Source organism: Xanthomonas campestris pv. badrii (genome assembly GCF_012848175.1).
GTDB classification, from domain to species: domain Bacteria; phylum Pseudomonadota; class Gammaproteobacteria; order Xanthomonadales; family Xanthomonadaceae; genus Xanthomonas; species Xanthomonas campestris_C.
The window spans coordinates 938536-964771 of sequence record NZ_CP051651.1 but is presented as its reverse complement, the minus strand read 5'-3'; the positions used below and the strand labels follow the sequence as shown (position 1 = coordinate 964771).

Sequence of the window (26236 nt, the reverse complement as noted above, 5' to 3'; positions counted from 1 at the left end):
GGGCCGTTGCCGTGTCACTGCGCGGGGTCAGCCGATCAGGCGAACGGGTCCTGCAGCACCATGGTGTGGTCGCGGTCCGGGCCGGTGGACACGATCGAGATCGGGCAGCTGGCCAGTTCTTCCAGCGCGCGCAGGTAGGCGCGTGCGGCGGCCGGCAGCTTGTCCCACTCGGTGATGCCGTGGGTGTTCTCGGTCCAGCCCGGGAACTCCAGGTACACGGGGGTGCACTCTTCCCAGCCCTGCGCGTCCAGCGGCGCGTATTCGGTGCGCTTGCCGCGGTATTCGTAGGCAATGCAGACCTTGAGCTTTTCCATGCCATCAAGCACGTCGAGCTTGGTGATGCACAGGCCGGAGATGCCGTTGATGGCCACTGCACGCTTGAGCGCAACGATGTCCATCCAGCCGCAGCGGCGCGGGCGCCCAGTGGAGGCGCCGTACTCGGCACCGCGGTCGCGGATGCCCTGGCCCACTTCGTCGTCCAGCTCGGTCGGGAACGGGCCACCGCCCACGCGGGTGGCATAGGCCTTGGCGATGCCCAGCACGTAGTCGATGGCATCGGCGCCCACGCCGGTACCGGCCAGTGCGCCGCCCACGGTGGTGTTGGAGCTGGTGACGTACGGATAGGTGCCGTGGTCGATGTCCAGCAACGCACCCTGCGCGCCTTCGAACAGCACGCGTTTGCCCTGCTTGCGCAGGTCGTGCAGGATGCCGGCCACGTCCGACTTCATCGGCTGCACGTAGTCGCCGAAGGCCAGTGCCTCGTCGAAGGTCTTCTGGAAGTCCACCGCGTCCACGCCCAGGTACTTGGTCAGCACGAAGTTGTGGTAATCCAGCGCGGTGCGCAGCAGTTCTTCCAGCTGCGCCGGGTAATGCAGGTCGGCGATGCGGATGCCGCGGCGCGCCACCTTGTCTTCGTACGCCGGGCCGATGCCGCGGCCGGTGGTGCCGATGGCCTTGCCGCCGGCGGCCTTCTCGCGGGCCTGATCCAGGGCGATGTGGTAGGGCATGATCAGCGGCGCGGCCGGGCTGATCTTCAGGCGCGAACGCACTTCCACGCCGGCAGATTCCAGCTCGCCGATCTCCTTGATCAGCGCCGCCGGGGAGATCACCACGCCGTTGCCGATCAGGCACAGCGCGTCCTCGCGCAGGATGCCGGACGGAATCAGGTGCAAGACGGTCTTCTTGCCGTTGATGACCAGGGTATGGCCGGCGTTATGGCCGCCCTGGAAGCGGACGACCGCACCGATCTCTTCGGTGAGCAGATCGACGATCTTGCCTTTGCCTTCATCGCCCCACTGGGCACCGAGCACGACAACTGACTGACCCATGACGGGTGAACTCCTAAAGTTTTGCTGCGGCCATCGGGGCCGCGGGATGGGACCGGTTCGGGGCCGGCGGCGCCACCGTGCGCGCGGCTCCATCGGGGAGCGTTGCAGCGGCGACCAGCCCTGACACGGAAAAAGCCGAACGGAGTGCTCTGGTTGGAGCATGCCCGGCCGGCTTTTGTGCATTATCCGGGTTTCGGGTGACGTGCACTACCCCTGGCACGCGGAACGCGCCAGCCTGGTCGATCAGGGGGTTGGCACAGGCCGCATCCGCCCGGCCCGGCCGCCTGGCGACACCCATGCATCTTCACATCGATCCCGATGCCGTTCGCCGCAGGCGGATCAATGGCGCACGATCCACAGCCCGATCACGGCCAGCGCCAGGGTCACCGCGCCGATGGCCCGCACCTGCGCGACCGGCAGGCTGAAGAGCTGATCGATCATGCGCTTCCAGGCGATCGGCACAGCGAACAGCAACAGGCCTTCGATGATGAAAATCAGGCACAGGGCGGTAAGCAGGTCATGCATGGGCGATGCCGGTGTCTGGGGGACCTGTAGTGTGCCCGGATCCGCAACCCGAAATACTCCTCGCGCAGGAACGCACCTGCTCGGCAAACGAGCCACATGCAAAAACGCCCGCATTACGCGGGCGTCTTTGATTCAAGCAGAGCGACTCAACGATCGTTCTTGAGGTACTGCAGGAACGGGTCGTTCTTGTCCAGCACCACCACGCCATTACCGTCGGTCATCGACTCGCGGTAGGCCTCCAGGCTGCGGTAGAAGGCGTAGAACGCAGGGTCCTTGGAGCCGGCCTGACCATAGATCTGCGCGGCTTGCGCATCGCCTTCGCCTCGCAGTTTCTGTGCGTCGCGCTCGGCGTCGGCCTTGATCACCGTGCTCTCGCGGTCGGCCTGGGCGCGGATGGTCAGCGCCTGCTCTTCGCCTTCGGCGCGCAGCTTGCTGGCTTCCTGCTTGCGCTGGGCACGCATGCGCTCGTAGACGTCGGTGATCACCTGGCTGTCGGTAGGCAGGTCGATCTGCTTGATGCGCAGGTCGGTGATCTGCATCCCTAAGCCCTTGATGGCGCCATTGATGCCCTTGAGCTGGCTGGCGATCAGCTCGCTGCGGTCGCCGGAAACCAACTGTTGCAGGGTGCGCGAGTTGATCTGGTTACGCAGCGAATCGGTGATGATCGGCGCCAGACGCGAGTTGGCGACCGATTCCTCGCCATCGGTGGCGCGATAGAACGCCCGCACATCGGAGATGTAGCCGATGGCGAAGAAGTCCACGCTCACGTCCTTCTGCTCGGCGGTGAAGTAACGCGCCGGGGCGGTGTCCAGCACCTGGAAGCGACGGTCGAACACGCGCACCGATTCCACCATCGGAATCTTGAAGTGCAGGCCGGGCTTGAGGTCGGCGCGCACCACACGGCCCAGGTTGAGCACCATGGCGGTCTGGTCTTCGCGCACCACGAATACCGAGCCCATCAGGCCCAGCAGCACGGCGACGATCAGACCGACGACTAGCGAATTCTTCATTATTCGATTCCCTCACGGCCGGTCGGACGCGGGCCGCGTTCCGGGTTGCGGATGGCCTCGCTGCTGGCGCTTTGCGGCGGGTTCAACAGCACGTCCTGCGGCACCATCGACGGCATGCCACTGTTACTGCTGCCACTGGTGTTGGCAGGCTTGTTGGCATCGGCCGGCAGCGGCACATAGATGACCTGACGGCCATCGCTGCCGATCACCTTGCGGTTCTCCGACAACACCTTCTGCACGGTTTCCAGCCACAGCCGCTTGCGGGTGACTTCGGGGGCGCCGGCGTACTGTTCCTGCAGCAGGGTGAAGCGGTCGGCATCGCCCTCGGCCTTGGAAATCACCGCTTGCTTGTAGCCTTCGGCGCCGGTGCGGGTGCGTGCACCCTGGCCGCGCGCTTCCGGCACCACCTTGGCGGCATAGGCCTGGGCTTCGTTGATCAGGCGCTCGCGCACCTGCTGGGCGCCGTTGACCTCGTCGAAGGCCGGCTTCACCTCTTCCGGCGGACGGGCGTCGGGCAAGGTCACGCCGGTGACGGCCAGGCCGGTGTTGTAGGCATCCAGCGCTGCCTGCAGGCGGTCCTTGGAAGCGATCGCCAGCGGGCCGCGATTGTTGAGCACGGTATTGAGATCCGAACGCCCCACCTGCTCACGCACGGCGCTCTGCGCGGCCTGCTCCAGTACCAGGTCGGCATTGCGCGAACCGAACAGATACTTGCGCGGGTCGCTGATCTGGTACTGCACGTTGAGCGAGACGTTGACGATGTTCTCGTCGCGGGTCAGCACCGGCACCTGGTTGCTGAAGGTCTTGATCTCGGTGGCGTTGACCTTGCGCACCGACTCGATCGGCCACGGCAGCTTGAAATTCGGGCCAGGCTGCAGGATGCGCGAGAACTGGCCGAAGCGCAGCACCACGCCGCGCTGCTGCTCGCCGATGAGCTGGAAGCTGGAGAACAGCACCATCAGCACCACCGCGATCAGGATCCAGCGGCCCACGCCGCCGTCGAACAGCTCCTTCAATGGCGCTGGCAGATTGCCCCAGCCCCCACCATTGCCGCCGCCGCGCGGCCCCCAGGACCTGCGACGGTTGGGGTCCGGGCCATCTCCGCCCTTGTTGCCGGGTGTATTCCAGGCCATGCACGCTCCGTGATCGAGGGGCTGTGCGGGCCAGTCCCGCAGTGCCGCCGTGTTGTGTGATTCGCCGATTCTACTAGATGGGGCAGACCCGCCGTTTTGAAAGGCCCGGATCGGTGCATCGGCGGTTTAGCCGCTGGCGCGGATCGGGCGGCGACTCGGGTGCCGGTCGGGACAGAGCAACCAGCGGCATGCCTGCGCGAGCGGGAATCGGACGACAGACACCCCGTGCTGCGGGCTGACAGCCAAGAGCAGGCTGCTGGCATGTCGCCCGCGTGCATGTCGTGCGCCCTGGCCCGAGAGTCCCGGCCTGCCGACGCTGGGCTGGCGTGCTTGAAGGCGAGCGGGCGGGCCGGACACGTTCCGATGCATCCAAGGTGCAAGCGTATGACCCTGCGTGTCGGGACCATGCGCGCCGCGATGCTGGGCGATGCGCGCGAACGGAGGTATCCGGGGCAGCGGAGCCGTGGTGGTTACGGGCGGGCGAGTGCTGCACTGGCCGCAGGCCTGACGCACACCGTTGAGCTGATGTGGCCTTGCGCAGCGAAACATGACGCAGGCGGCATCCGAATGCGCGCTTGCTCCATCCAGGCGCCGGATCGGCAGTGGCGGTCACTCACCCTGTTCCGCACCCTGCCTTCTCCCGCAGGAGCAGGCCGTGCCCTTCTTGCATGCGAAGCGCGTCGTCGGGGATCGCCTCGCCGACGCGATCAGGCCACCGGTGGTTCGTCCTTCTGGTTGAACACGCGCTCCATCACTTCCAGCAGTTCGTCTTCGGAGAACGGCTTGGTGATGTAGGCGCGCGCGCCCTGGCGCATGCCCCACATGCGGTCGGTGTCCTGGTCCTTGGTGGTCACCAGGATCACCGGGATGTGCTGGGTGGTGGGCTCGCGCTTGAGCGTGCGCGTGGCCTGGAAGCCGTTGAGGTTGGGCATGACCACGTCCATCAGTACCAGATCCGGCAGCGACTCCTTGGCCGCTTCCACGCCGGCGGCGCCATCGGTGGCGGTGATGGTTTCATGTCCCAGCTTCTCGACGATGCGCTGAATCCCCAGCAGCTGCGACGGCGAATCGTCGACGATCAGAATGCGTGCCATGTGTTTCCCCTAGTGTGCGGCGAGTGTAGTGCGCCGGCAGCGCTTTCGGTAGGTGGGCAGGACGAAAGGATTGGTGCCTGCCACGTGGCGCCACCTATGATGGATTGACGCGCTGCGCTTGCCTTCTACACGACTGCAGGAGGACGACGCAGGACAGGGCTAGGCTGGATTCAACGCGGCCATCGACAGGGTGCGGCGTCGCTTTCTTTCTGCCATTCTTTCTTCCATTGGAAGCTTGTCTTTTCTCCCCCCGGGGAGAAGGTGGCGCGCAGCGCTGGATGAGGGTGCTGTTGGTGCCGTCACAGTCACATGTGCGGGAACACCACGCGACTGCTGCCCCCATCCGCCCTCCGGGCACCTTCCCCCGCAGGCGGGGGAAGGGAGGCGTCGGCCGGGCGATGCTGCAGCGCCGGCAACCCATCGCCTTCTCGCACGAGCACTGACAACCAACCACCGTCTCCCGCGTGCGGGGGAACACTGACAACCGATCATCTTCTCCGGCGCGCGCGAGCACTGACAGCCAATCATCTTCTCCCGCGTGCGGGAGAAGGTGGCGCGCAGCGCCGGATGAGGGTGCTGTTGGTGCCGTACCAGTCACACGTGCGGGAACACCACGCGACTGCTGCCCCCATCCGCCCTTCAGGCACCTCCCCCCCGCAAGCGGGGGAAGGACGGCGTTGGCTGGGGGATGCTGCTGGCTCACCGCACTCCCAGCCCAACCCCATCTCTCGCAGGAGAGGGGTCCAATTCTCCTCACGGGGAAACTCACACCGTCTCGCCGAACGCCTTGGCCAGGTTGCGATATGCCTTCTTCTGCGCATCGTCGGTCGGCGCCGGTGCCAGAATTTCCAGTTCCACGATCTGATCGCCCGGGGTGGTGCCAGGCAGCCCGCGCCCGCGCAGGCGCAGCTTGCGGCCGGCATCCGAATCGGCAGGCACCTTCAGCTCCACCGACCCGCCCAGGGTCGGCACGCTGATGGTGGTGCCCAGCGCGGCCTGCCAGGGCATCACCTGCAAGGTGTACAGGATGTTGCGCCCGTCCACCTCGAAATGCGGGTGCGCGGCATATTCGATCTCCAGCAGCAGATTGCCGCCGCCAGTGCCCTGCCCGCTCAGGCGGATCACCTGGCCGGGCTGAACGCCCTTGGGCACGCGCACATCCAGCTGCTTGCCGTTGATGGTGATGCGCACGCTGTCGCCCGAATGCACGGCCTCCAGCGGCACCGCCAGCTTGGCGCGGGTGTCGCCACGCGCCTGCGGGCCGGCTCCCGCGCCCGGACCGGCACCCGGGCCACGTGGCCGCCCACCGCGCTGACCGGCGAACAGGCTCTCGAAGAAGTCGCTGAAGCCGCCACCGGCACCGCCGTTGCCGAACACTTCCTCGAAATCGAAGCCCTGCCCGCCGCCGTAGCCAGGGGGAGCCTGGAATTCGTCGCCCGGGCGATAGCCCTGCGCCTTCAGCTGATCGTAGGCCTTGCGCTTGGCCGGGTCGCGCAAGGCCTCGTAGGCTTCGTTGATGGCCTTGAACTTGTCTTCGGCGCCGGCTTCCTTGCTGACGTCGGGGTGGTACTTGCGCGCCAGCCGCCGGTAGGCGGTCTTGATCTCCGCATCGCCTGCGCTGGGCTCCACGCCCAGCGTTGCGTAGTAATCCTTGAATTCCATCTAATCACCTCTGGAAAAAAAACGGCCCGCAGCCAGGGCCACGAGCCAGTCCGAGGGTCGGCACTGGGTTGGCGCGGCCATGACGGCGGCAGCACCCGGTGCAGAGACGTGCTGTTCCTGCAGATCCGGAGACCAACCGCGCCGTGGCGCTGACGCAACTCGAGGTGCCAGCCGATCTCTTCGCAGCCGGGCGGGCGACCGCGCCTATTCTACGGCGCGGCCGTCGCCGGGGAGCGAAGCCGATGGCTTCGCCCCAGGTTGCCTTGCACTGGCTCGCCGCGTCACTGCACCGGCGGCCGCCCTGGCGCTGCCAGGTTCCGGGCGCCATATCTGGGCCGGACCCTGGCCGCCACCGGGATCGGCAGCCGTACAACGTCGCTGCGGCCTTGCGGCTTACTGCACCGTGCCGCCGCTGGCGTCCTGCCCGTTGCCGACCTGAATACGACGCGGGGTGGCCGCCGGACGTTTGGGAATGCGGATCTCCAGCACACCGTTGTGGCCAGCGGCGGTGATGCCGTCGGCATCGGCACTATCGGGCAGCGCGAAGCGGCGATGGAAGCTGCCGTAGCGGCGCTCGATGCGCGAGAAGCGCTCGGTCTCGGTGCTGGACTCGCCCTTGCGCTCGCCCTTGATCGACAGGATGCCCTTGTCCATCTGCACCTCGATCTGGCTCGGGTCGATGCCCGGCAGGTCGGCATACAGCGCGAAGTGATTGGCCTCTTCCTTGATATCCACGCGCGGCACCCACTGCGCGGTCACCACGGCCGATTCGTCGGTATCGCCGTTCTGTTCGAAGAAGCGGTCGAACACATGCTTGATCTCGTTTTGCAGGGCGTGCGTGGGCCACTGGGGATAACGAACGATGTTCATTGCAAGCCTCCAAAAGGTTGGGTGAGGGGCCGGCGGCGGTGGCGTGCACCGTTGCGCCGGCCATGTGCGTCAGATAGGCGTCCGGTTGCGGATTTCAAGCGCGTTGACGCGCCTTTCCCCTGCCCTTTTCTAGACTTCGTTCAGCCACAGGAGCCCCACCCATGACCATCGCCGTTGGTGACAGCATTCCGGAAGTGGTGCTCAAGCGCATGCGCGAGGGCATCGAAGCAGTCGACACGCATAGCCTGTTCGCCGGCCGCAAGGTGCTGCTGTTCGCGGTACCGGGTGCGTTTACGCCCACCTGTTCTGCCAAGCACCTGCCGGGCTATGTGGAGCACTTCGAGGAGTTCCGCAAACGCGGCATCGAGGTGCTGTGCACCGCCGTCAACGACCCGTTCGTGATGCAGGCCTGGGGGCGCAGCCAATTGGTCCCCGACGGCCTGCATCTGCTGCCCGACGGCAACGCCGAACTGGCGCGCGCTCTGGGCCTGGAGATCGACGCCAGCGGGTCGGGCATGGGCCTGCGCTCGCGCCGCTACGCGCTGTATGCCGATGACGGCGTGGTCAAGGCCTTGTTCGTCGAAGAGCCCGGCGAGTTCAAGGTGTCTGCCGCCGATTACGTCCTGCAGCACCTGCCCGATTGATCCATTGATTTCCCCGTCCACTCAGAAGGAAAACGGCCAGCCATGTCCAATCAGCCAGCCAGCACCACCTCCGCCGGTATCACCGATACCGCCACCCTGCGCGCCCGCGCACGCCAGAGCATCGAAGACGGTGCCATCACCGAGAGCTACCACGCCGACCGCGAAAAGGTGATCGAGTTGCTCAATACCGCGCTCGCCACCGAATACGTGTGCACCCTGCGTTACTACCGCCACTACTTCATGGCCAAGGGCATGCTCGCCGACGCGGTGAAGGGCGAGTTCCTGGAGCACGCGCAGCAGGAGCAGGAACACGCGCACAAGCTCGCCGAACGCATCGTGCAGCTGGGCGGTGAACCCGACCTCAACCCGGATACGCTGACCAAGCGCTCGCACGCCGAGTACAAGGAAGGCAGCGACCTGCGCGACATGGTCAAGGAAAACCTGATCGCCGAACGCATCGCCATCGACAGCTATCGCGAGATGATCGATTTCATCGGCGACAAGGACACCACCACCAAGCGCATCCTGGAAAGCATCCTGGCGCAGGAAGAAGAGCATGCCGACGAATTCGCCGACATGCTGGAAGGCTGGATCGGCGAGTAAGCCGAGCTGGGTGATGTGGTTTGGTCGATGCGTTCGGTGTACCGCTGTATCGACATCGACATCGACATCGATGATGAAACAGACAGGGCGCCCGGAGCGCCCTGTCTGTTGTCTGCACTGCGCAGTGGCGCGTGGTTGATGTCGTTCCGACTGATGCCCCTGCGATGCGGCGGCACGCCCGCCCTTGGCCATCGCTGGAACCCGCGCGGGCGCGACGAGATTTCCAGGTAACGCCCGTCGCGCCGGGGTGCGCTCCTACCCGGCAGCGATGTTCCTGCGCGGGCGCCGCCACACGATGCAAAAAAACAGCGCACCCCTGGGCACCAAACCTCCATCTATCGCCTGCATGGCTTGCCAGCTGAGCGGTGAGTTTTGCAACGCCGTGCGGACAAACCACCACTCCGGAGAAACGCCCCCGGGTGCGAGGAGATGTCCAGGGATCGCCTGTCGCGCCCAGGCGCGCTCCTGCGGCGACAGTTGTGGCCCTGCCCGCTCAACGCAAGACGCGAAAGCGCAGCTGGGTCCATGCGCCATCGGCGGCCATGGCGGTCAGTGTGTGCGTCCCCACCTCGGCAAAATCGCGCTGAAACCCCTGTCGTCCGCTGGTCTGGGCGATCCAGCGGCCATCCAGTAGCCAATCGATGCGCGCTTCACTGCCCAGCGCGCGCAGTTGCAGCCGCACCGGGCGGGCGCTGTCGTTTGCGCGTGCCAGGGTGGCACGGTCGCTCAGCCCGTCGATGCGCAGCACGCCGCCGCCGGTCATGCGCCCATCGGGCAGGCAGTCGGCGGCCAGCGGCGGTAACTGCGCGGCCGCACGCTCGGCCGCGCTGAGCCAGGGCGACACCAGTGCCGGCCAGCGCGCCAACGCACGCGGTTCCCGTTGATGCGGCTGGGTGCACTCCTGCGACAACCGCTGGCCACTACGCGCGTCCACCTCGAACCGCAGCTGGCCGTTCTGCCATAGCCGCGCATCGCGTTCGGCAAAGGTGGGCGGCACCGCGCCCTCGAGCGTGTAGGCCTCGGCCCGGCGCGCACACAGCGGCGGCGGCGTCTGCTCGGCCGCACCCCCCAGCGGCCAGCAGATCTCCACCGGCTGCACCGTCGCAGGCATCGGCACCGGCGCGCTGTCGCCAGCAGTGCGCGGCAATGCATCGATGACTTCGAACATCAGCGGCAATGCAGTCACCGCGCCGTACTGCCCGGGCAGCGGCGTGCCGTCCGGCCGCCCCACCCATACGCCCACCGTATAGCGACGCGTGCCGCCGATCGCCCAGGCATCGCGGTAGCCATAACTGGTACCGGTCTTCCAGGCCACGCCCGGACGCGTGGCGGTGTCGAAGGTGCCGCTGCCATAACCGGGGCGCGGGTTGCTCTGCAGGATCTCGCGCACGATCCAGGCAGCACCGGGCGACATCAGCCGGCGGTCGATCCGGGCATCGTCCGGCGTATAGCGCACATGCCCGGCAATGCCGCCACGATTGAACGCCGCAAACGCGCCTACCAACTCCTGCAACTGCGCACCGGTGCCGCCCAGGATCAACGCCAGCGATGGCGGGGTGCCACGCGGGAAGTGCAGCGCAATGCCGGCATTGGACAGCCGCGCGGCAAAGCGTGCCGGGCCGATGCGATCGAGCAGATCCACTGCCGGCACATTCAACGACAGGCGCAATGCAGTGGCCGCGCTCACCGGCCCATTGAACGCGGCATCGAAGTTGCCGGGGCGGTAATTGCCGAAGCTCTGCGGCGCGTCCACCAGCAGGCTTTCCGAATGGATCAGGCCATCGTCCAGCGCCATGCCGTACAGAAACGGCTTGAGCGTGGAGCCAGGCGAGCGCCAGGCCTGCACCATGTCCACATGCCCCAGCCGTTTGCGGTCGCCGAAGCTGGCCGAGCCGACATAGGCGCGCGCTTCCATGCTGGCGTTGTCGACCACCAGCAAGGCTGCCGAGGTACGTTCGGGCAATTGCGAAAAATAGCTGCTCACGCGTTCTTCCAGCGTGCGCTGCAGCTCCACGTCCAGCGTGGTGACAATGCGTGCTGCGCGCGGTTGCGCGCTGTGCAACCGCTGCGCGAGCAGCGCCGCATGCAACGGCGGTTTGAGCGAGCGCGTCACCACCGGCTCGATGCGCGCATCGTCCACCTGTACGCGCGACCACACGCCCAGTTCCACCATGCGGTCGAGCACCTTGTCGCGCGCACGTTGCGCGGCCTCGGGATGGCGATCCGGGCGCAGGCGGCTGGGTGATTGCGGCAATACCGCCAGCAAGGCTGCTTCGGCCTGCGACAAGGCCTTGGCCGGCTTGCCCAGGTACGCCCAGCTGGCCGCTTCCACGCCTTCGATGGTGCCGCCATAGGGCGCGCGCTCCAGATACAGCGTCAGAATCTCGTGCTTGCTCAGATGCGCTTCCAGCTGCACCGCGCGCAGCAGCTGCTTGGCCTTGCCCCATGGCGTGCGCGTATGCGGATCGAGGATGCGCGCCACCTGCATGGTCAGGGTGGAACCGCCGGACACGATGCGCCCGCTGCCGAGCCACTGCCCACCGGCGCGCAGCAGCCCCCATGGATTGATGCCAGGGTGCCGCCAGAACCAGCGGTCTTCGTAGTTCAGCAACGCCTGCAGATACAGCGGCGACACCGTCTCCGGGCTGGCCGGATAGCGCCACACACCATTGCGGTCGGCGAACGCGCGCAACGGCGTGCCGTCGCGCGCCACCACCAGGGTGGAGGTGTCGCGGGATTGGGGTAGCGGTAGCGGGAAGCCCAGGTCCAGCACCAGCAACACGGTGAGCAGCGCGGCCGCGCTCCAGCGCAGCCATCGCAACCAACGGCGGCGAGGCTGGGCCGGTTGTTTCGGCGCGCGCGGGCGCGGCGGCGTGCGGTCCATCCCTGTCTGCGCCTGCGATTGTTCGTCCATCGTGCAAAGCATGCAGGGCAAAACGTATTTCGGCCACTGCCACGCGGTGCGGGCGGCCGTATTGCCACCGTCGGCTGACCAGCCGCGGCACTAGGGATGCTGCGCCCGGGCGGCGACGAGAGCGCTGTGCGCGGGCCGGACAGGCCTGACGAATGCGCGCAGCAATCCCATTGCCAGAAACACCGCCGACAACCGCAGCGCCATCCCCAGCCAGCCACCGGCGGCCGAGTCGGACACCGCAAACACGGTCCACGCGGCGTTGAGCGAGACATGCAGCACCCAGCCGCTCCAGATCGTGTAGCCATCCTGCGCATCCACGATGGCAAACAGCAGCGCCCCGATCCCGGTGATGGCAAAGATCAGCGGTGCCTCACCGTCACCAGCCCCTGACCCCAGCCAATGCACACCGCCGCAAGCTCCTGCCACACGTTCAACGTGTTTCCAGTGTCGCGCGATAGCGCAGCAACGCTTCCGGTGCATCGGTCTGGATGATGCTCACCCCATCGCGGTACAGGCGGCCCCAGACCTGGTCCGGCTTGCGTACCGCATCGGCATCGCCGCCATACCCGGCGATAAACCCTTCCCACAACGAGTTGACCATCAACCGCACGTTGTGCGCCTTGCTGACTGCTGCCAGGGCCGGCAATTGCTTCGCGGTCATCTTGGGCAGCTCGAAGGCCATCGGGCGCGCGTTGCGGGTTTGTGCCGTGGCGATCGCAGCCAGATCGGCAGTACCGTGCGCGTTGATCAGGATCGGGAAGAAGTACACACGGTCGAACGGCTGCATTGCCGCAAGCGGTGAGCTTGCGATGCCGGCTTCGGCCTTGACGATCACCTGGTGCTGCATGCCTGCGCGCGTGACCGCATCGACCACCTGCACGTAGATCGCATCCTTGACGTCAAGGTTGAGCAGGATGTGCCCTTTGGCCTTGGCGAGCATCTGTTCGAGGGTAACCACTCGCTGCTCAGTCAGCGGTGCCTGGGCACCGCCTTCATCGCTGCGCAGGCGCAGCTTCTGCAGGTCGGCCAGGGTCAGCTCCGACAGCTTGCCGGTGCCGTCGGTGGTGCGGTCCACGGTGGCATCGTGCAGCATCACCAGCGTGCCGTCGGCGGCGCGGCGCACGTCGGTTTCCATCACATCGGCGCCGATCGCGATGCAGCGCTCCAATGCGGCCAGCGAGTTCTCCGGCGCGGTATCGGCGAAGCCGTGCTCCGGCGCCGGCGCGTGACACCCGCGATGGGCCACCACCACGATGCCGCCCTGCGGATGACTCAGGCGTGCCTGGATGGCGGCCACGCCGCCCGGCGCTGCGCTGGCTGCAGTGGTGGTCATGGCCGCACACACCAGCGCAGCGAGGACGGCAACAGATTGCAAGGACATCGAAATGACTCCAGGTGAAGGGAAGAACTCACTGCAGGTCCGCCAGCGCAACACGCACAGTGCGAACGGTCAGCGCGTGCGCCAACGGTACAGGCTGACACCACGCGCCTGAGGCCTGCACGCCACAGCGACCAATGGCCTGTTGCCCACGGATCAAAACGCGGGGGTGAACCGCAAACCAACCCAATAGGTCGTAGGCACCGAATAGCTGTCCTTGAGCAGGTTCTGCCCCGGGCCGGTGACGCTGGTGATGCGGCTATGGGTGAGGTTGCTGACCTGACCGATCAGGCTGAGCTGCTTGCTGATGGCATAGGTCGCGGTGAAATCCAGCTGCGAGCGTGGCGACCAGTACAGATCCTGCCAATCGATATTGCTGACAATCGAACGCAAGGCCTTGCCCTGCCGGTTGTAGGCCGCGCGCAGTTCCAGGCCGCCGGTGTTGTAGAACACCGTGGCGTTGGCGGTGTAGTCCGGTTGGCCGACCAGGTTGTCGAGCTTGCGCTCGCGCTGGGTGACATTGCTGCCGCTGCCCATGCTGTACGGCACGTCGAGGCTGCCATCGAGCACGGCAACATTGGCGCTGACGCCCACACCGCGCAGCCACGGCGCAAGCGGTGCCAACGTGTTGACGATGCCGTTGAATTCCACACCGCGGATGCGTGCCTTGGCGGCATTGGCCGGCGTACTGATCAGCGCGTTGGCGTAGGTGGTGCCGTCGAAGGTGAAGCTGTCGGTGCGCGAGAGCGTAAAGATCTCGTCCTGGATGCGCTTGTCGAACACCGCCGCAGAGGCGAACGCATCGAAATCACCAGGCAGGCGCCATTCCAGCGACAGATCCAGGTTGTTGGACACGCGCGGCTTGATCTCCGGGTTGCCGATGGTGACGGTGACGCCTTGTGCGTTGGGGTTGCCGGCGTCGGCGGTGTTGACGAAGCCGATCGAGGTCCGTGCAGCATATGCGTCGTATGGCGGCCGGCCCAGCGTGCGGCTGGCACCGGCGCGCAGGTCCAGGGTGTCGGTCAGGTGGTAGGTCATGATGGCCGACGGCAGCAGATAGTGGTAATCCGCGCGGGTGGGATTGTCGACATACACATAGCGGTTGGTGGCGGTGTCCAGCTGCCGCTGGCGACCGACGGTATCGAGCCTGGTGCTGTCCAGGTGCACGCCGGCCTGCACATTGAGCCGGTCGCTGCGATAACTCACCAGCCCGTAGCTACCGAAGATCTTTTCGGTATGGGTGAAGTTGTCCTGGTTGCTGAAGGCCTGCTGGTCGGTGCTGTTGAATGCGCTCAACGGCGATGCCGCCAGCACGCGGTTGGCCTTGTCCGGATCGATGGTGATCAGGTTCAATCCGGCGTAACGCATCGGTGCCCTGCCGGTACCTGCCACGTCGGCCAGGCCGAAGGCCGGCGCGCTGGTATTGGGCTGATATTCCACGCGATAGATGTCGTAGGACGGCTTGTCGGTGGTGTAGGACACCCCTGCCGCAACGCCGATGCCCTGATCGCTTTCGCCCTGATTGAAGCCGTAGTCTAGCCGACCGGTGAGGATGCGATCGCCGGCGGTGCGTTTGTAGTCCGGCCGCCAGTACGACAGGCTGTAGTTGTCCAGGTTATTGTAGGCCTGCGGCGACACGCCGAACCGGTGATCGAACCCGGAGGTGTCGTAGTTGAATGCGTAATTGGGCGTGGCATTGAGGGTCACGCCACTGCCGGTCTGGCCCACCGGCACCGGTGCGGCGCGGCTGATGCCGGTGGCGTACTTGATCATGCGGATCGGCTCGTCGTAGGTGGCATCCGACCACGCGCCACGCACGGAAAGCTGCTGCCGGTCGGTCGGCCGCCAGAGCGTTCCCAACTGCGCCACCTTGGTGCGCGTGGTAACGATCTGGTTGGAATATCCCACCTCGATATCGCCGCCGGGATAACTGCCGGAGGTGGCGGCCTGGTTGAACACCTGGTTGCGGTTACGCGGGTCGATGATGACCTCGTTGCGCTCCATGTCGTCCTTGAAATAGTAGTAGCCGGCCATGGCATAGGCTTCGAGCGCCGCGCTGGGCCGCATCTCGAACTTGCCGGTGACGCCATAGCGGTCGCGCTGGTTCTGCACGTACCAGTATTTGTCCTGCTGCGGCACCGCCCAGCCATTGCCCAGATTGGCACCGGTCTGCAGCACGCCGTTGTTGTCGTAGAACCCGTAATGCACCGTATCGGTGGTCATGTGGGTTTCGGTGTAGCTGCTGAGCGTCTGGTAGTTCGCCGACAGCGTGAGCCCGTACTGCTGCTCGCTGCCGAAGGTGCGGCTGCCGGTGGCATTCAACCGGTAGCCAAGCTCGTCCTGGTCGCGCGGCTTGCCCACATCGTTGGCGTGGCCGAGCGCCGCTTCGGCGCTGAAGAACGGCTTGCCACCATTTTCGAATGCGCTGCGCGTCTTGAGGTTGATCGCACCGCCGGTGGCATTGGGATCCAGATCCGGCGTAAACGTCTTGACCACCTGCAACTCGCTGACCATCGATGCCGGCAGCAGATCCAGCCGCACGCCGCGGGTGATGGACCCGAGCGTGCCGTTCGGCGTGCCGGGTGATGCGATGGTGAGCCCGTCGATGGTGACATTGTTGTAAGACGGCCCCAGGCCGCGCAGCACCGGCGTGGCGGCTTCGTCGCGCGGATGCTCGTTGTCGGTAGCCGGCAGGACCGACAGCCCCGGAACGCGACGCAGCGCCTCCACAATCGTGCTGTCCGGCAGTGCGCGCACGTCGGTGGCACTGATCACATCGGTGATGTTGGTCGCCGCACGCTTGCTTTCCACCGCTGCTGCGTTGGCGCGCCGTACGCCGGTGACCTGCATGGCGTCCAGTGTCTGCACGCCGGTTCTGGTTGCGGCGGCTGGTGCATCGGCGCTGGATACGTCACCCGGGGACACGGTGGATTGTGCGCCTGCCGCGTCGTCCGGTGCCGCGTTAGCGTCTGCAGGGCTTACAGATGATGCAGGCGACGATGAAACGGTGCGCTCTGCGCTGGCAGAGATCGCGTTGCTCTGCGCCTGCAACGCTGGTGAACATGCCGTGATGGCGACGGCGAGAATGGACAGCTGAAAACGATACGAAGCGAAACGCTGCATGGAATCCCGGGATCGCGCAGCAAGGGCGCCACGCCTGTGAGAAAGCACGCCACCGTAGCCAGTAGAAATGACCCTTGCATGTCGCCTGCATCGCAATGCCAAGACAATGCGCAGCGGTGTCGCCAGATACGTCGTCGGAGTCGCAACGACCTTCAGTGCGGCGCTTCAAAGCCCCTCTCCCGGCGGGGCGAGAAGGCACAGCTTGCGCGCCACCGGCGCGTGCCTTGGAGCGCCTGCGCCGCAAGCGCGGGCCGGGGCGCGGAGCGGGGATTAGGGTGAGGGCACGGGGCGAAGCCACTTGGCAATCGATACCACCAGGCTTCGTACGTACCCTTATCCGACCTTGCGGGGCACCTTCTCCCCCATAAAGGAGGACAATGTCCCGAGAGGAGAAGGAATCGTTTAACGACTCCGCTACGTGGACGACCGCGCCTCTTTTCACTCCTGACGCAGCGATCTAAAGCCCCCTCCCGGCGGGAGAGGGGTTGGGGTGAGGGTACGGGGCGAAGCCACTTGGCCATCGATGACACCAGGCTTCGCGCCTACCCTCATCCGCCCCTGCGGGGCACCTTCTCCTCCATGAAGGAGGACAATGTCCCGAGAGGAGAAGGAATCGTTTAACGACTCCGCTACGTGGACGACCGCGCCTCTTTTCACTCCTGACGCAGCGATCTAAAGCCCCCTCCCGGCGGGAGAGGGGTTGGGGTGAGGGTGCGAAGCGAAGCTACTTGCGTAATCGATGACACCAGGCTTCGCACGCACCCTCATCCGCCCCTGCGGGGCACCTTCTCCCGACGGGAGAAGGAATCGCTTACGGCACCACTACGTGGGCGACCTTACCGTTATTCACTCCTGCCGCAGGGCGATCACAGCCCCTCTCCCGGCGGGAGAGGGGTTGGGGTGAGGGTACGGGGCGAAGCCACTTGGAAACCGATGACACCAGGCTTCGCAGCTACCCTTATCCACCTTGCGGGGCACCTTCTCCTCCATGAAGGAGGACAATGTCCCGACGGGAGAAAGACCAACGCATCGCCTTACGGCTGCACCACCGTGATCGTCGCGGGCGCAGTGTGCCCCACCCCGCGCAGCTCCGGCCGGTACATGTCTTCCACCAGCGACGGCGGCACGGTGTAGGTGCCCGGCGTGACTGCACGCACCAGGTAGTACACCTGGGCCTTGCTGCCCCTGGAGAGTGCCAGCGCAGCCACATAGCGGTCGTCGCGGAACTCTTCGTGCTTGATGTCGGCGGCGCTGGAGCGTTCGCTGATGCCGATACCGTCCACCACCACGTCGGCCCACTGCTTGGCATCGCCGAGATTGAAATTCTCGATTTCCAGGCCGGCCGGCAACAGATCGGTGAGCAATGCATCGGGCATCGATGCGTTGGCGGTGATGGTGACGCGCACGATCAGCGCCTCGCCCTCCTTCAGCGCGCGCGGCGTCCACGGCTTGCCATCGGTGGTGTACCAGCTGCGCTCCACGCTGAGGTGGCGCGTATCTGCCTCCGGTGCACTACGCGGGATGCCGGCCACTTCCAGGCTGGCGTACATCGGCGCCTCGCCCTGCGGTGCGAACTGCACACCCCGTGCGAGCGCAGCGCTGTCGAAGCTACGCCCGAACACACGTGCCGGAGCGATCTGCTGGGCGTCGCCGCCGACGGTCAGCATGCCGGACACCTGCTTGCCCTGCCCCACCATCGAGGCCTTGCCCAGGCGCGCCAGGGCGACCTGTTCCTGCGTGCTCAGCCACAGTGGACCACCGGCGCGGCGTGCATCCAGCGCGCGACCCAGCGCCACTGCGCGGGTGTCGTACTCGGGCTTGGACAGGCCACGTTCGTGCAGCAGGGCCATCATCAAGGCATCGTCGCGGATTGCACTGCCGTAGTCGCCGAAATACGGCGGCCGCTCGGAGCTGTCCTTGGCGAAGCCAGCCTTGATTGCCGCTTCGCCGCGCTTGGTGTCGCCCTGCAGCGACAGCGCCGCCCCCAGGTGCACCAGTGACAAGCCGGTGAGCGCCTTGTCGCGCTGGTTGTCGTACAACGCGCGCAGCGTGCCCAGCGGGGCACGATTGACACGTGCGAGCACATAACCGGACCAGGCCTGGTTGGCGAACTTCAGATTGTCGCGGCGGTCCTGCCCATAGAACTCATTGCCACCGGAGAGCAGGTCTTCGCTCAGGCGATTGAGCGCCTTCTGCAACACGTTGTCGGGCACCGTGAAACCGGCATCCTTGGCGTCGAGCAGGAACTCGGCGATGTACGGCGTCAGCGCCGGATTGACATAGCCGTCGTCGCCCCACATCGAAAAATGCCCGCTGGCGATCTGCATCGACGCCAGCCGCCCGAACGCGCCTTCCATGCGTTCGCGGCGCTTGGCCGCATCCAGCCCCTGGGTGCCCAGTGCCTTGGCGGTGGCGTCGTCGAGCAACAGCGCCGCATAGCCCTTGCTGGTGGTCTGCTCGGCGCACCCATACGGATACTCCAGCGCGCCCTGCAGCGCGCTGGCGAACGGAATCGGCGGCAGTGGGCTGACCACCATGCGCGCAGTGACCGAGCCGGTCATCAGGCCATCGGCAAAGCTGCTGTCCAGGGTGATCGGCGCCAACGGGTCGAGCACGCGCGTCTGCGCACGCAGCACCTGCGGCCAACCGGCACGCACCGGCAACTCGTAGCTACGGTCGGCCTTGAAGCCGTTGCCGTCCACGCGCACGCGCACCTTGGCCACGCGATAGCCTTCGGTGGCGGTGAGCGGGAAGCTCAGCGTCTGCTTGGCATCCACGTTCAACTTGATGCTGCGCGCCGCCTCGGCAATCGCCAGCGGGCCGATGCCGTCCACGCGCACAGTGAACTCGCCCGGCTTGCCGGTGAAGTTCTGCACGTCCAGCGTCACCGTGCTGCGGTCGCCCGGCGCCATCACGCGCGGCATGCTGGCCTCGGCCAGGATCGGCGCACGCACGATGGTTTCCATGTCGCGGTTGCCGTAGCGCGTGTCCGAATACACCAGCGCCGACACCCGCAACGTGCCGTTGAAATCCGGCACCGGCAGTTGCACGCGCGCATTGCCACGGGCGTCGAGTTTCACCGAACCGGAGAACAGGTCCACGGTCTGCACGCGCGCAGTGGGGCGCTTGGCCTGCGGCAGCGCTTCCAGTGCCATGTCGCCACCGAACTTGAGCTTGCCGCTGGCGCCTTCAAAGCTTTCGATCACCCGCCCGTAGATATCGTAGGCATCGGTACCAAGGCGCCGCTGCGCGAAGAACTGCGCGTTGGCATCGGGCACCGGGAAGCGGGTGATGTTGAGAATGCCCACGTCCACCGCAGAGATGGTCACATGTGCAGCCTTGCCTGCCAGCTCGGGCACACTCACCGTCACCGGCAGTGGCTGCTCCGGGCGCATCTGCTTGGGCGCAGACAGGCCCACTGCCACGCGGCGGGTCTTGCGCTCCATCGGCACGAACGCCACGCCCACGGCGCGTGCGGGCGTGATCTTGCTGGGGGCGGTGCCGCCACGGAACACCAGCGCGGTGACGTAGACATCGTGGCGTTCCCAGCTTTCCGTCACCGGAATCTCGAACGTGCTGCCCGGCTTGACGTCGATGTCCTGCACGTACAGCAGCTTGTCGCTTTCCACCAGCAGCACGCCCTTGCCGGCATGCGGCGGGGTCAGCGTCACCTTGAGCGTGTCGCCGGCACGGTAGCCGGTCTTGTCCAGGGCCAGCTTGACCTTGTCTGGGCGCGCGTCCAGGCCGCGATTTTCGTCGTTCCAGCTCCAGCCGGCGCGGAACGGGTAGCGCGTGGTCAGCCCGGTGGCCGGGTCGAACACATCCAGGCGGTACTCGCCCCATTCCACCGGGAAATCGAGCTTGGCATTGCTGCCGGCCACGTCGATGGTGCGCGTGTCCTTGTTCTCGAAGCGGCGGGTGAAGTCGTAGTCCCAATGGTCGTCGGTGTAGTTCCAGTGGTAGTCGCGCAGCTCGCGCACCAGCGTGGCCTTCAGGCCCTTGGCCGGCTGCGGCTTGCCATCGGCATCCACACGGGTGATCTCGAAGCGCGCGTTGGCGTTGGCATCGGCGCCATCGGTATCGTCGAACAACGGGCGCACGCCAACCAGCGCCTTGGCCGGCCACAGCACGCGCTTGAGCGTACGGGTGACGGTACGCCCGCCGGTTTCGTACACGCTGCCGGAGACCACCGCCGCAATCGTGCTGACCGGCTTGGCCTCGGCCGGCAGCGCGATGTCTTCGCGCAGGATGCCGTCACCGCCGAACTCGGTGTCGATCACGTCCCTGGCTTCGCGCGGCAGCTCCAGCGTGGGGTCGCCGAAGAACCAGCCCGGCAGCGATTCCAGCGGGTGCTGCTCCACGCTGACCGCCAGCTTGGCGGTGAAACGGTTGCCATCGGCCGGCGCGCCGTACAGATACGCGGCATTGGCCACCAGCTTGAACGGCTGGCCGGCGCTCAGGGTCTTCTGCGTGCTGTCCAGGTCCAGCTTCATGCGCTCGGGCAGGAACTCTTCCACGCGCACCGTCATGCCCTGCACGGCGTCCTTGCTGGCCGGGTCGGTGCGGAACTCCACCTGCCAGCGGCCGGTCGGCGCATCGGCGGGAATCTGCTGGGTGAACTCGAAATAGCCTTGTTCGCCGGGTTGCAGCCTGGTTTCGCGGAACGTCTTGCCGTCCGGTTGCTTGAGGCGCAGGAACACCGGCTGCGGCTTGGTGGGCTTGCCGTCGTTATCGCGCAGGATCGCCGACACGCGCATGGTCTCGCCGGGGCGATACAGGTCGCGGCCGGCCCAGGCGAATACGTCGAACCACGCACTCTGCCGCCCGGCCACCGCAAACTCGCTCAGATCCAGCGCCGGCTGGTTGAACGGCAGCATCGACAGATCGGTCCTGCTGCGCGCCACCAGCACATGGCCGGCATCCAGCGTGTAGTTGAGCAGCGCATTGCCGTTGCCGTCGGTGGCGCCCTTGAGGAACAGCTCGCCCTTGGCATCCAGGATGCGGACTTCCACGTTCTTGATCGCCTCACCGCTCTGCAGCGAGGCGGTGTGTACGAACAGCTTGTCCTTGTAGGCGCGCGTATGCAGGCCGATGTCGCTGACGGTGAAGAACGCGGTATCGAATTCGTTGCCGAAGCTGCCGGCGCGCTTCATCACCGCAAAGTACAGGCCAGGCTCCTGCAGTTCCTTGATGTCCTGCGTGGGCAGGTAGGTCAGCACGCGCTCGTTCTGCTTGCCGCCCAGGATGAAACGATTGACGTAGACCGGGTCGGCCAGCTTGGACAACGGCTGCTTGCCGCTGTATTCGCTCTCCAGCTCCCAGCTGCCGCGGCGCCCGCCGCGCTGGAAATGCTGGAAGAACGCTGGCAGCGACTTCTCGCGCACGCGCAGGAATTCCACGTCCACTTCCGGCACGTTGACCGACACCACCGGCAGGCCACGGCTTTCGCGCGCGGGCAGCACGCTGCCCTGCGAGGCGAACCCGGCCACCGGTTGCAGCTCGCCGGTATAGACCTTCTGCTTGAGCGGCTTGCCCAGCCGGCTACCGTCGGCCGCCAACAGGCTGGCGTCGATCAGCACCGTGTAGTCCGTGGCGGCCTCGACATACGGATAGCGCAGGGTCTTGCCGTCGTCGGACAGCGACCAGCTGCTGTCGCCGGTGCCGACCTTTTCCTCAAAACGCACCAGCGCATCGAAATCCTGCGTGCCGACCAGCGGCCGGGAGAATTCCAGTGCCAGCGATACGCCATCGCTGGTCTGGTCGGGATAGGCGCGCGCCAGCGCAAAGCCGGTGATGGCCTGCGTGTCGCCCTTGATCGCCTCGCCGCTGGCGGTAGGCAGCTGCCCGCTTTCGTTGCGCTTGCAGGCCACGTTGCCCAGCGCCACCGTGAGCAAGACCACCCACAGCAACACGTGCCGCATGCCCGACGCCCTCATCCCTGATTCCCGGCTGTCCATTCGCGCTATCCCATGACGGAGGCCGCCAGTATAGCGAGGCGCCTCACCGGCATGCGCTGCGCGGTAGTGCAGGGATCGCGCCTGTGGTGCTGTGCGCCATGCGACCTCGGGCAGTTCTCAACGGCCCCTCATCCGCCCTTCGGGCACCTTCTCCCGCACGCGGGAGAAGGTGTGCCAGGGATGGATGGAGGTTCGGCGCAATGCTTGGCACCGCGCGTCGAGTCGATGCTTTCGGGTAAGCGACGTGTGTTCCTGTGCGTCGGTTCGCCTGCCTCGCACCCGCGGAAGCTGTTTCGACACTTGAGCCTTACCAGCAGCTCCAAAAAGCTCTTGACTCTCCCTTCTCCCGTTGACGGGAGAAGGTGCCCGAAGGGCGGATGAGGGGCGGTTCATGCCATGACGAACGCTCACACCAGCCGCACCAGCCACACCATGAAACACAAGGATCTCCTTCTTCCGCCGACGGGAGAAGGTGCCCGAAGGGCGGATGAGGGGCGGTGCACGCCGCCACGCCTGACCAATGTCCCGGCAAGGGTCTCAGCGCAGCAGTTGGCGCATGTACATGTCGATCAACGCCGGCTTGTCTGCACGCAGGCAGGCCTGCACGTTTGGCGTACCTGGCCCTTCGCGGGTGTAGCCGTGCGCATCGACATCCAGATGCAGCGGCGTGGTCGGGCACAGTGCGGGGCGCAGCAGCCAGGCCACCGGCACGGCATCGAACACCGTCGGCGTTGCGCTGGCCCAGGGCTGGTCGGTGTTGCGCCACTGGTAGTAGAGCTGGGTGAGCGCGTCGGTCAGGCCGTCGCCGTGCGCAAACAGCGCGATACGTTCGGGCTCTTCCAGCGTGATCTGGGTGGCATCCAGCGGCAACAGGACGATCGGCACGCCGGCCGCGAACACGCGCTGCGCAGCAGCCACATCGGACACGATGTTGTACTCGGCAGCCGGCGCACTGGCCGGGCGATACGCGGACTTGCCGTAGCCCACCCGCACCGACCCACCCATCGCCACGATGCGCCTGAGCTTGGCAAAGCCAGCGGGATCACGTTGCTGCGCCAGCGCGGCATCGGTCATCGGGCCCAGCACCAGCAGGGTCACCTCGCCCGGATGCTGGCGCGCCTGCTGCAGGATCATCGCCGCCGCGTCCGGCAACCCGGCCGGCAGCTGGCCCTTGGCGGCCCAACGCGCCTGGCTGAAGGCGATCGTGCTGGTGGTGGGCACTCCCACCGCCAACGGAATCTCCTCGCGCCCGGCCTGCTGCAACAGGCGCTGCAGCAACTGCGCACGCAAGCGGGTGTCACCCCAGGCCGAGGCAATGCCCAGCACCTCCAGCTGCGGGCTGCGCAGCAACAGGCCCAACGCGAAGGCATCGTCGATGTCGTCGCCGATATCGGTGGACACCATCACCTTGTCGGCCGGCGCAGGCGCAGCGACGCCTTGCACTGCCGCTGCGGGCGTCTGCGCCCATGCGGCGGCGCAGACGCACCACATCACCGGCATCATCCACGCGCGTTGCCAACTCCACTGCATGTCGCCACTCCTGCTGCCATAAAAAAAACCGCCGGCATGATCGCCGGCGGTTCGATGGTGCTACACAACGACGCCAATCAGAAATTGGCGCGGAACTGCGCACCCACGATGCGCGGGTCGTTGATGAAGCCGGTGAGGTTGTTGAAGTCGATCGCACCGGTCACGCGGATCTGGTTGGTGCAGTTGCGGCAGAACACCGACAACTCGTACGCACCCGCGCCCCAGTTGTAGCCGATCTTGGCGCCGCCCTCGACCAGCGGCTGGCCGGTGAACTCGCGCGAGTCATACAGGAAGAAATTCACTTCGCTGCGGTACGACCAATCGGTGTAGAAGAACAGCTCGCCATCGTTGCCCATCGGGATGCCGTACCGCAGCGTGGCGTTGGCCATCCACTTTGCTGCCTGCGGCAGATCGTTGCCGTCGATCTCGGCGCGGCCGGCCGCGTTGATCGGATCGGTCACGGTGCAGGTGCGGCACACGCCCACCGACAGGCCCGGGTCGTCGATGCGGGTCCAGTTGTAGGCGCCGCCGGCGCTCACGCGCAGGTTCTGGGTGAGCAGCGCTTCGAAATCGAACTCGGCGCCGCGCGCCTTGGTCTTGTCGGCATTGAGCAGGCGCACGTCGTTGGACGCGCCGCCCACCGCGGTGAGCTGCTGGTTCTTCACGCGGAAGTCGTAGATGTCCAAGCTCAGGCGCGCACGGTTGTCGAACAGATCCGACTTGATGCCGATCTCGAACGAATCCACCGTCTCCGGCTCGGCCACGGTCAGCGGCGCGGTGCCCGAGGGCACGCCGAAGCTGGCGCCACGGAAGCCACGTGCGGCACGTGCGTACACGTTGACGTCGTCATTGATCGAGAACGTGGCCGCCAGATCGCCGGTGACCTTGGAGTTGTCGGTTTCGCCGCTGGACGGCTCCACCAGCGTGACGCGGTCCAGCGCCAGCACGTCGAAGGTCTTCTTGTCGTAAGTGTAGCGAATACCGGCGCGCAGGTTCAGGCGGTCGGTGGCCGCGTAGTTCAACGAGCCGAACGCCGCCCACGAGGTGTTGCGCTGGCGGGTGAGCTGGTAGCTGGCCAGATCGCCGCCGCTGAGGGTGTCGTAGGTATAGTTTTCGCCTTCCACATCGTCATGGAAGTAGTACAGCCCGGCCTGCCAGTTGAGCGGGCCTTCGTACTGCGATTCGGCACGCAGCTCCTGGCTGTACTGATCCAGGCTCTTGATGCCACCGGCGGTTTCCACCGGGAACGGAATCGCGCCCGGGCCGGACGGCGGTGCGAACACCGCGCCGAAGCCGCCGTCGATATCGCCACGGCTGTAGTACTTGCCGATGCCTTCGTAGGCGGTGATCGAGTGCAGCGCGATGTCGCCCAGGTCCCAGGTCAGGTTGGCGCTGCCGCCGTAGGTCTGCAGTTCCTGGGTGTTGGCACCGTCGATAAAGGATTTTTCCGCATCGAAGCCATCCACCAGCTGGTTGGTGCCGGGCTGGATGATGTTGGCGCGGAACAGCCGCGCGGTGCCGTCCAGATGGCGCGCATGCGCGTTGAACAGCGCGCTGAAATCGTCGCTGGCCTGGTACAGCAGCTGCAGGCGCACCGCCGAGTCGGTATAGCCTTCCAGGTCGCGGCCGTCGCGGTTTTCCACCCAGTCGTCGCGGCGCTGGCCCAGCGTGGACAGACGCGCCGCCCAGTGGTCGCCCATGGCGATGCTCAGGCCGCTTTCCAGGGTCATGGTGCCGTAGGTGCCGTAGGACAGGCTGGCGTAGCCGTCGTTGGCGCCGATGGTCGGCTTGACCGAATTGAACTTGACCACGCCGGCCGGCGTGTTGCGGCCGAACAGCGTGCCCTGCGGGCCGCGCAGCACTTCCAGGCCTTCCAGATCGAAGATCGGGAAGCCCTTCAGGAACGCGTTTTCCTGCACCACGTCGTCATAGATCAACGACACCGGCTGCGAGGCGTAGGTATTGAAATCGGTGTTGCCGTAGCCGCGGATGTACACGCGCGGAAACACGCGGCCGTTGGACGATTCGATGTTCAGGCTGGGCGTCTTGCCAGCCAGCACGCGGATGTCCGAGCCGCTGGTGGCGATGGCATCCAGGAATTCCGGACGCAGCACGCTGGCCGACACCGGCACATCCTTGGAATCTTCCGAACGACGTTCGACCGTGACCTTGACCGCGTCCAGACGCACGACATCGTCGTCGCCGGGGGCCTGCTGCGCGGCAGCGTGGAGCGGAAGAAAGGACGCAACGGCAACGGCAAGCGCGCTGATCTTGAGCGACCGGCTGGCTGACATGGGAAGACTCCGAATTCTGGTGGGGGCGGCTGCCTGGCCTGCATGCCGCGGCGCAACAGAATTAACACGATTTACACAAATATGGCAGAGCCCGTACGAAAAAGTTTCCATAATTCGAAATGACGTTCGAATTAATGCAACACGCGCATGCAATTTGTGCGTTGGAACCCG

Annotated in this window: 17 protein-coding genes; 3 read left to right on the top strand and 14 right to left on the bottom strand. The window is 66.0% G+C overall.

Annotation, left to right across the window (positions count from 1 at the left end; translation table 11 throughout):
• Window positions 1-35: 35 nt before the first annotated feature.
• The 7 genes from HG421_RS04165 to HG421_RS04135 form a co-directional block, all read right to left on the bottom strand.
• A complete protein-coding gene (locus tag HG421_RS04165) occupies window positions 36-1328 on the bottom strand; it encodes an adenylosuccinate synthase (protein WP_169705338.1) in 1293 nt (430 codons plus the stop codon).
• A 339-nt stretch (window positions 1329-1667) separates the two neighbouring features.
• Window positions 1668-1853: a DUF2065 domain-containing protein gene (locus HG421_RS04160; protein WP_169705337.1), complete on the bottom strand. Its 186-nt coding sequence runs from the start codon at window positions 1851-1853 to the stop codon at window positions 1668-1670.
• 146 nt (window positions 1854-1999) lie between these two features.
• Entirely contained in the window at window positions 2000-2863 is an 864-nt protein-coding gene (hflC, locus tag HG421_RS04155; protein ID WP_169705336.1) for a protease modulator HflC, read from the bottom strand.
• On the bottom strand, window positions 2863-3996 hold the full coding sequence (hflK, locus tag HG421_RS04150) for an FtsH protease activity modulator HflK (RefSeq protein WP_169705335.1): 1134 nt from the start codon (window positions 3994-3996) through the stop codon (window positions 2863-2865). Before hflK ends, hflC begins: the two co-directional genes overlap by 1 nt.
• A gap of 707 nt (window positions 3997-4703) precedes the next feature.
• A complete protein-coding gene (gene pilH, locus HG421_RS04145; RefSeq protein WP_169705334.1) occupies window positions 4704-5090 on the bottom strand; it encodes a twitching motility response regulator PilH in 387 nt (128 codons plus the stop codon).
• A 765-nt stretch (window positions 5091-5855) separates the two neighbouring features.
• Entirely contained in the window at window positions 5856-6752 is an 897-nt protein-coding gene (locus HG421_RS04140; protein WP_169705333.1) for a DnaJ C-terminal domain-containing protein, read from the bottom strand.
• Between the two features lie 393 nt (window positions 6753-7145).
• On the bottom strand, window positions 7146-7622 hold the full coding sequence (locus HG421_RS04135; RefSeq protein WP_169705332.1) for an Hsp20/alpha crystallin family protein: 477 nt from the start codon (window positions 7620-7622) through the stop codon (window positions 7146-7148).
• A 161-nt stretch (window positions 7623-7783) separates the two neighbouring features.
• Between HG421_RS04135 and HG421_RS04130 the strand changes: the two genes are divergently transcribed.
• The 3 genes from HG421_RS04130 to HG421_RS04120 are packed head-to-tail and all read left to right on the top strand — an operon-like array spanning window position 7784 to window position 9100.
• On the top strand, window positions 7784-8266 hold the full coding sequence (locus tag HG421_RS04130; RefSeq protein WP_169705331.1) for a peroxiredoxin: 483 nt from the start codon (window positions 7784-7786) through the stop codon (window positions 8264-8266).
• 42 nt (window positions 8267-8308) lie between these two features.
• The gene (locus HG421_RS04125) at window positions 8309-8869 is read left to right on the top strand and encodes a ferritin-like domain-containing protein (protein WP_169705330.1); all 561 of its coding nucleotides are present in this window, start codon (window positions 8309-8311) and stop codon (window positions 8867-8869) included.
• Between the two features lie 27 nt (window positions 8870-8896).
• Window positions 8897-9100: a hypothetical protein gene (locus tag HG421_RS04120; protein WP_169705329.1), complete on the top strand. Its 204-nt coding sequence runs from the start codon at window positions 8897-8899 to the stop codon at window positions 9098-9100.
• Between the two features lie 262 nt (window positions 9101-9362).
• On the opposite strand, the gene pbpC is transcribed toward HG421_RS04120, so the two are convergent.
• From pbpC to HG421_RS04085, 7 genes are all read right to left on the bottom strand, one after another.
• On the bottom strand, window positions 9363-11753 hold the full coding sequence (pbpC, locus tag HG421_RS04115; protein WP_169708082.1) for a penicillin-binding protein 1C: 2391 nt from the start codon (window positions 11751-11753) through the stop codon (window positions 9363-9365).
• A gap of 120 nt (window positions 11754-11873) precedes the next feature.
• Window positions 11874-12188, bottom strand: a complete 315-nt coding sequence (locus tag HG421_RS04110; protein WP_248279461.1) for a hypothetical protein — start codon at window positions 12186-12188, stop codon at window positions 11874-11876.
• A gap of 25 nt (window positions 12189-12213) precedes the next feature.
• A complete protein-coding gene (locus HG421_RS04105; protein WP_169705328.1) occupies window positions 12214-13164 on the bottom strand; it encodes a glycerophosphodiester phosphodiesterase family protein in 951 nt (316 codons plus the stop codon).
• Between the two features lie 153 nt (window positions 13165-13317).
• A complete protein-coding gene (locus HG421_RS04100) occupies window positions 13318-16284 on the bottom strand; it encodes a TonB-dependent receptor (protein WP_169705327.1) in 2967 nt (988 codons plus the stop codon).
• Between the two features lie 1034 nt (window positions 16285-17318).
• Complete coding sequence (locus tag HG421_RS04095) at window positions 17319-22220, bottom strand: alpha-2-macroglobulin family protein (RefSeq protein WP_211161780.1); 4902 nt, start codon at window positions 22218-22220, stop codon at window positions 17319-17321.
• Between the two features lie 558 nt (window positions 22221-22778).
• On the bottom strand, window positions 22779-23771 hold the full coding sequence (locus HG421_RS04090) for a nucleoside hydrolase (RefSeq protein WP_169705325.1): 993 nt from the start codon (window positions 23769-23771) through the stop codon (window positions 22779-22781).
• Window positions 23772-23848: 77 nt separating this feature from the next.
• Window positions 23849-26065 carry a TonB-dependent receptor gene (locus HG421_RS04085; protein WP_169705324.1) on the bottom strand — a complete coding sequence of 739 codons (2217 nt, stop codon included), beginning with the start codon at window positions 26063-26065 and terminating at the stop codon, window positions 23849-23851.
• Between the last annotated feature and the right edge of the window lie 171 nt (window positions 26066-26236).

Excerpts from the sequence above, each read along its gene's own strand:
- HG421_RS04085 (WP_169705324.1), bottom strand. The coding sequence starts at position 26,065 with ATGTCAGCCAGCCGGTCGCTCAAGATCAGCGCGCTTGCCGTTGCCGTT.
- hflC (WP_169705336.1), bottom strand. The coding sequence starts at position 2,863 with ATGAAGAATTCGCTAGTCGTCGGTCTGATCGTCGCCGTGCTGCTGGGC.
- HG421_RS04165 (WP_169705338.1), bottom strand. The coding sequence starts at position 1,328 with ATGGGTCAGTCAGTTGTCGTGCTCGGTGCCCAGTGGGGCGATGAAGGC.
- HG421_RS04160 (WP_169705337.1), bottom strand. The coding sequence starts at position 1,853 with ATGCATGACCTGCTTACCGCCCTGTGCCTGATTTTCATCATCGAAGGC.
- HG421_RS04120 (WP_169705329.1), top strand. The coding sequence starts at position 8,897 with ATGCGTTCGGTGTACCGCTGTATCGACATCGACATCGACATCGATGAT.
- HG421_RS04105 (WP_169705328.1), bottom strand. The coding sequence starts at position 13,164 with ATGTCCTTGCAATCTGTTGCCGTCCTCGCTGCGCTGGTGTGTGCGGCC.
- HG421_RS04130 (WP_169705331.1), top strand. The coding sequence starts at position 7,784 with ATGACCATCGCCGTTGGTGACAGCATTCCGGAAGTGGTGCTCAAGCGC.
- pilH (WP_169705334.1), bottom strand. The coding sequence starts at position 5,090 with ATGGCACGCATTCTGATCGTCGACGATTCGCCGTCGCAGCTGCTGGGG.
- hflK (WP_169705335.1), bottom strand. The coding sequence starts at position 3,996 with ATGGCCTGGAATACACCCGGCAACAAGGGCGGAGATGGCCCGGACCCC.
- HG421_RS04140 (WP_169705333.1), bottom strand. The coding sequence starts at position 6,752 with ATGGAATTCAAGGATTACTACGCAACGCTGGGCGTGGAGCCCAGCGCA.
- HG421_RS04100 (WP_169705327.1), bottom strand. The coding sequence starts at position 16,284 with ATGCAGCGTTTCGCTTCGTATCGTTTTCAGCTGTCCATTCTCGCCGTC.
- HG421_RS04090 (WP_169705325.1), bottom strand. The coding sequence starts at position 23,771 with ATGCAGTGGAGTTGGCAACGCGCGTGGATGATGCCGGTGATGTGGTGC.
- pbpC (WP_169708082.1), bottom strand. The coding sequence starts at position 11,753 with ATGGACCGCACGCCGCCGCGCCCGCGCGCGCCGAAACAACCGGCCCAG.
- HG421_RS04135 (WP_169705332.1), bottom strand. The coding sequence starts at position 7,622 with ATGAACATCGTTCGTTATCCCCAGTGGCCCACGCACGCCCTGCAAAAC.
- HG421_RS04095 (WP_211161780.1), bottom strand. The coding sequence starts at position 22,220 with ATGAGGGCGTCGGGCATGCGGCACGTGTTGCTGTGGGTGGTCTTGCTC.
- HG421_RS04125 (WP_169705330.1), top strand. The coding sequence starts at position 8,309 with ATGTCCAATCAGCCAGCCAGCACCACCTCCGCCGGTATCACCGATACC.